This is a genomic window from Desulfocurvus sp. (assembly GCF_023230885.1).
Classification (GTDB): Bacteria; Desulfobacterota; Desulfovibrionia; order Desulfovibrionales; family Desulfovibrionaceae; genus Desulfocurvus.
On the sequence record NZ_JALNWM010000210.1, the window covers coordinates 1 to 5,973 of the forward strand.

At 70.7% G+C, this 5,973-nt stretch carries 5 protein-coding genes and 1 pseudogene; 4 read left to right on the forward strand and 2 right to left on the reverse strand.

The features are described 5' to 3' along the window. Positions 1–200, forward strand: a pseudogene (locus M0P34_RS13105) (tRNA nucleotidyltransferase); the annotation flags it as partial. 175 nt (positions 201–375) lie between these two features. Further along, the gene (locus M0P34_RS13110; protein ID WP_291499869.1) at positions 376–1,293 is read left to right on the forward strand and encodes an exopolyphosphatase; all 918 of its coding nucleotides are present in this window, start codon (positions 376–378) and stop codon (positions 1,291–1,293) included. 448 nt (positions 1,294–1,741) lie between these two features. On the opposite strand, the gene M0P34_RS13115 is transcribed toward M0P34_RS13110, so the two are convergent. Beyond that, a complete protein-coding gene (locus M0P34_RS13115; protein ID WP_291499871.1) occupies positions 1,742–2,677 on the reverse strand; it encodes a diacylglycerol kinase family protein in 936 nt (311 codons plus the stop codon). 630 nt (positions 2,678–3,307) lie between these two features. Here M0P34_RS13115 and M0P34_RS13120 point away from each other — a divergent pair. Further along, positions 3,308–4,306 carry a glycosyltransferase family 1 protein gene (locus M0P34_RS13120; protein ID WP_291499873.1) on the forward strand — a complete coding sequence of 333 codons (999 nt, stop codon included), beginning with the start codon at positions 3,308–3,310 and terminating at the stop codon, positions 4,304–4,306. Positions 4,307–4,371: 65 nt separating this feature from the next. Continuing rightward, positions 4,372–5,292, forward strand: coding sequence for an alpha/beta fold hydrolase (locus M0P34_RS13125; RefSeq protein ID WP_291499876.1), 921 nt, complete (start codon positions 4,372–4,374; stop codon positions 5,290–5,292). Here the strand turns inward: M0P34_RS13125 and M0P34_RS13130 are convergent. Next, a partial coding sequence (locus tag M0P34_RS13130; protein WP_291499877.1) for a glycosyltransferase occupies positions 5,271–5,973 on the reverse strand: 703 nt, incomplete at its 5' end. The two genes, M0P34_RS13125 and M0P34_RS13130, sit on opposite strands and share 22 nt — an antisense overlap.

Sequence of the window (5,973 nt, forward strand, 5' to 3'; positions counted from 1 at the left end):
CCCGGCTGGTGGACGAAATGTTCCGCCTGGTGCAGGCCGACCACGGGCAGGACCACGCCCCCCTGGCCCGGCGCGACCTGCGGGCCATGCTGGCCGTGACCCTGCCCGCCAAATGGCGCGGCCTGGGGCGGGAATCCGGGCGCCGCCTGCGCGAGCTGCGCGGCATGGCCCTGGCCGCGGCCAGGGCCGACGCGGACTGACCGGGCCCCGGCGCCGCCGGGCCGCGCGCCCGGAAAGACCGGGACGACGCGCCTTTCAAATTACTTTGACAATAAAATTCAATTGGGCATATTACATGGTGGTCAATAGAATGCCACGGGGGGCCCGCCCGGCGCGCCCCGCCGCGTCCCGATGCAAGAATCAAGGAGGACATCCATGAGACTGCTTACCCGTTCCGACTTCGACGGCCTGATCTGCGCCGTCCTGCTCAACGAGCTGGGGCTCATCGACGAATGGAAATTCGCCCACCCCAAGGATCTGCAGGACGGGACCATCGAAGTGTCCGAGAACGACATCCTGGCCAACGTGCCCTACGTCAAGGGCTGCGGCATGTGGTTCGACCACCACGCCTCCGAAGCCGCCCGCCTGGGCGCGGACTTCGAGTTCAAGGGCGCCTACAAGCAGGCCCCCAGCGCCGCGCGCGTCATCTGGGAATACTACGGCGGGCACGAAAAATTCCCCAAGGAATTCGATGAGATGATGGCCGCGGTGGACAAGGTTGACGACGCCCGCCTGACCGAGGACGAGATCCTGAACCCCAAGGGCTGGATCCTGCTCGGCTTCATCATGGACCCGCGCACCGGCCTGGGCCGCTTCCGCGACTACCGCATCAGCAACTACAGGCTGATGGAAGACCTCATCGAATACTGCCGGGCCATGTCCGTGGACAAGATCCTGGAGCTGCCCGACGTGCGCGAGCGCGTGGACCGCTACAACGAGCAGGCCAAGCTCTTCCGCCAGATGCTCCAGGACAATTCCTCCCTGCGCGGCAACGCAGTGATCATCGACCTGCGCGACCAGGAGACGATCTACGCCGGCAACCGCTTCATGATCTACGCCCTGTATCCCCAGGCGAACATCTCGGTGCATGTGCTCTGGGGCCTGAACAAGCAGAACACCGTTTTCACCGTGGGCAAGAGCATCCTGAACCGCACCAGCCAGACCGACGTGGGCCAGCTCATGCTGCGCTACGGCGGCGGCGGCCACCAGGCCGTCGGCACCTGCCAGGTGGACAACGAGCACGCGGGCAAGGTGCTCGACGAGATCGTGGCCAAGCTCAACGCCGACGGCTGACCAACCGCCCGGCCGGATGTCCGACAACAAAAAACCCCGCTTTGGCGGGGTTTTTTTGTTGTCGTCCTCGTTGACAGGCAATGCTATATGTTCTATTTATTAATAGATTTTATGTTACATGCTATTTCAGGGACAGGCCCGCATACCCTTAGTCAGATCTCATTATAAAGAAGCATAGAAGCAAGGAGAGTCTCATGCCCAAACCCATAAAATGCTCCAATATCGAGAGCCTCAAGTCTTTCGTACAGGACAATTTCCCCGATGTATCCATCGAGCATCCTACTGACATCCAAACGAAATACACGTTCAGGGATGGGCTTGTAATGAATATTTACGAGACTGGCACAGTCAATTTTCAAGGGAGAAGCCATGAGAGCAAAACGAAGCTTGTTCTCATCGAAGCAATTAATGCGATAAACAAAGCCGGAAACATCAGCTAAGGTTCTGACTACAAAATCAGCCTCACGCCCTCCGGCAGCAGTTCGAATTGGAATTCGCGGCCCGTGCCGCCCCATTCGCCGTCCAGTTGCAGAGCCTGGTCGCGGTCGCAGACGATGGTGAAGGCCGTGCCCCGGTGGAAGACGCCCGTGGTGGGCGCGACCCTCAGGGCAGCGGCGGCCAGGGCCTTGAGGGAGGCCAGCCGCGAGCGGTTGTAGGCCCGCACATGCAGGCAGGGGTCGGTTATGGCCCCGCGGTTCACCCGCAGGCCGTAGCCGTAGAAGGGGTGCTTGGACACGATGGTCGCCAGGGCCCGGGGGACGCGGCGCACCGCGCCCCCGACGCGGATTTCCAGGTCCGCCGGGTCGTGCTCGGCCAGGGCGGCGGCGAAGGCCAGGGCGTAGCGCCCCAGGCCGTGGCCCAGGCGCGCCTCGTTGTACTTGCGCACGGTCAGGGCGTCGATGCCGATGCTGGCGAAAAACGCCTTGCGCACACCGTCCACGCGCATGACGCCCACCGGGCGCCCCGCCCCGCGCCGCACGCGCTCCAGGTAGCCCTCCCGGGCCCCGGGCAGCCCCAGGGCCCAGGCCAGGGCGTTGCCCGTGCCGAAGGGCAGGTAGCCCAGGGCGGCGGGGCCACGCTCGCTGTTCAGGGCATCGGTGAAGGTGCCGTCGCCGCCCGCCACCAGCAAGACATCGAACTCCCGCGATGCCTCGCCCACGCAGCGGCGAAACTCCGGGGCGCTGGCGCAGTCCAGCCCCAGCACCGGGGCGCCCAGCCTGCGGGCCACGGCGTCCAGCCGCCCGCGCGAGCGCCCGCCGCGCAGACGCCCTGCGGCCGGATTGGCCACCACGGCCACCCCCCGGCGCCAGCGCGCGGCGGGGGCCGGACGCGCGGGCCGCTCGCCCCTGCCCGGGGCCGGGGGTGCACATGCGTCGTTCATCATTCCTGCTCCTGGCCGCCGAGCCGGGCGGGTCGCCGGACGCTGGTTCCGTCCGGCCCCCGAGGCGGAGGCGGACGGACCATAGGCGCCCGGGCGATTTCGTGTCAACGAAACGGCGAAAATGTAACATTGCCGCCCGGCTCCGGCGCAGGCCGAAGCGCCCGGAGGCCCCGGGGCATCCCGGCCCGCACCAGGCGCCTTGCGCCCCTCGCCTCCCCCTTTTCCGCCTTCTCCGCCGCCTGCCGCCGCCTTGCGCGGCACCCTTCACCCTCCACCTTGAACCACGCCGCGCCTCCCCTTCTCCCTCCGCCTGCATCCGCCTTCTCCCTCCGTCTGCCGTCGCCTTCTCCCGCCGCCTTGCGCCGCCCCTCGCCTCCACCTCGTGCGCCCCTCGCCTCCCCGCCCCTCCGCCTCCGCCTTGCGCGCCTCTCGCCTCCGCCTTCTCCCGCCGTCTGCCGTCGCCTTCTCCCGCAGCCTTGCGCCGCCAGCCCGTGACGGCCCGGTGACGCCGGGATGAAATTCCTGTTACGGCGGCACGTTGCGTCCTGTTTGGCGTTGTAGCCGCCGCGCGTACGGTGTACCCATGCCCGCAGCCCCCCCCTCGCGAACCCCGCGCCCCGGAGCCCGCAGCCGATGAAAATCGCCATCTGCACCGACGCCTGGCAGCCGCAGACCAGCGGCGTGGTCACCACCCTGAACCGCATGACCGCCGGGCTGGCCGCGCGCGGCCACGAAGTCCTGGTGATCCACCCCGGGCTGTTTCGCACCGTGCCCTGCCCCACCTATCCGGACATCCGCCTGTCCCTGCTGCCCGGGCGGCGTCTGGGGCGGATGCTCGACGCCTTCGGCCCCCGGGCCGTGATGATTCCCGCCGAGGGCCCCCTGGGGCTGGCCGCGCGCAACCACTGCCTGCGCCGGGGCTGGTCCTTCGCCACGGCCTTCATGACCCGCTTTCCCGATTATGTGCGCCTGCGCTCGGGGCTGCCCCCGGGCTGGACCTTTCGCGCCCTGCGCTGGTTCCACCGCCCGGCGGCGGCGACCCTGGTTTCCACGCCCAGCCTGCGCGAGGAGCTGTCCCGCCGGGGCTTCGCCAACCTGCGCCACTGGGGCCGGGGGGTGGACACGGAGCTGTTCCGTCCGCGCGGCAAGGCCGCCCTGGACCTGCCCCGGCCCATTGCCATGTACATGGGCCGCGTGGCCGTGGAGAAGAACCTGGACGCCTTTCTCGGCCTGCCGCTGGCGGGCAGCAAGGTGGTCATCGGCGACGGCCCGGCCCTGGGAGCCATGCGCCGCCGCCACCCCGGGGCCCATTTCCTGGGCCGCAAGACCGGGCTGGACCTGGCCCGGCACCTGGACGCCGCCGACGTGTTCGTCTTTCCCAGCCGCACGGACACCTTCGGCATCGTGCTCATCGAGGCCATGGCCTGCGGGGTGCCGGTGGCGGCCTATCCCGTGCCCGGCCCGCGCGACGTGGTGGCCCACGGGCAGACGGGCTGGCTGGACGAGGACCTGGGCCGCGCCGTGGCCCGCGCCCTGGAGATGGACCCCGCCCGTTGCCGGGCCCTGGCCCTGGAGCACACCTGGGAGCGCAGCGTGGAGCAGTTCCTGGGCAATCTCGTGCCCATCGCCTGAGCCCCCTTCCCTTTTGCGCCCCCGGGCCCTACCATGAGCCCGACGCCGCCCGTCGAGGAAGACCCATGCCCCCAGCTCCCGCGCTCCTCCCGCTTCTCGCCGCCCTGCCCTGCCTCGGGGTGCTGGTCTTCTGCTCCGCCACATGGTGGCGCTTCTGGCGCGCCGTGGACCCGGCGCACCGGCAGCGGCTGCACCAGCTCTCCCTGGGCCGGGTGCCCAGCCTGGGCGCGGCGGCCTTCGCCTCCAGCCTGCTGGTCCAGGCGGCGGCCGTGGCCCTGTATCCGGCCTTCCTGGCCCGGGGGCTGTGGCTGCGCCCCCCCCAGGCCGACCCCGGCCCGCAGGCCGGGCCGCCGGTGCTCTTCGTCCACGGCTACATGCACACCGCCTCGGCCTGGCTGCCCTTCTCGGCCTGGTTCCGCGCCGCGGGATACCGCGACCTGCACGCCCTGACCTACCACAGCCTGCGCGACGACTTCCCGGCCATCGTGGCCCGGGTGGAGGCCGAGGTACGCCGCCTGGACGCCGCCCGGCCCGGGCGCGGGGTCGTCCTGGTGGGCCACAGCCTGGGCGGACTGGCCATCCGCCAGTTCCTGAACACGAGCCCCCTGGCCGGACGCGTGCTGGCCGCCGCGACCCTGGGGGCGCCGCACCAGGGCAGCGCCCTGGCCGGGCTGGCCATGAGCCCCCTGGGCCGCTCCCTGGGCTTCCGGGGGCCGCTGGTCCGGACGGTGGAGGCCGCCGACAGGCCGCCCCGGGTGCCCTGCCTGAGCCTGTCCTCGCCCATGGACAACATCGTCCTGCCCCGGGAGGGACTACGCATCCTCGCCCCGGGCTGGCGCGAGGCCGAAACCGCCCCGGTCTGCCATCTGGGCATGGTCTTCCACCGGCCCACGGCCGCGATGGTCCTTGATTTCCTGGATGAAAGCCTGCGCGCGCGCGGCGCCCCCCGGGGGGACGCCGGGGCTCAGGCGCCCAGGCGGCGATAGAGCTTCAGGTAGTCCGCAGCCATGCGCCCGGCCGTGAAACGCCGCCGCCCGTGCTCGAAGCCGCGCTCGCCCATGCGCCGGGCCAGCCCCGGGGTGGACAGCAGCTCCACCACGGCGGCCTCCAGCTCGGCCCAGCGCATGCTGTGCACGCAGATGCCCGCCTCGGGGTCCGAAAGCTGCTCGGGGATGCCCCCGGCGCCGAAGGCCGCCACGGCCAGCCCCTGGCTCATGGCCTCCAGCACGGTCAGCGGATGGTTGTCGGCCTGGCTGGGATAGACCAGCACATCGGCGGCGCGCATGAAGGCCAGCATGGTGGCGTTGTCCACATAGGGCCAGAAGGTCACGCCGTCGGCGCGCCGTTCGTAGCGCCCGCCGCCGACGATGAAGCACTGGGCCCCGGGAACCCGGGCCCGGATGCGCGCGAAGGACTCCACCCACTGCCAGCCGCGCTTGTAGGCCGCCCCGGTGCCGCCGTGGGCGGCGAACAGCAGCAGCGGCCAGGGCCCCAGGCCCAGCCGCGCCCGGGCCTCGGCCCGCGCGGGCACGCGCTCGGGCCAGGGGATGCCGTTGGGCACCACGCGCACGTCCAGCCCGGGCAGGGCCTCGCGGGCCATGTCCGCCAGCCAGCGCGAGGGCGCGGCCAGCACCGGGCGCAGCCGCTCCAGCAGCTCGCGCCGCCCG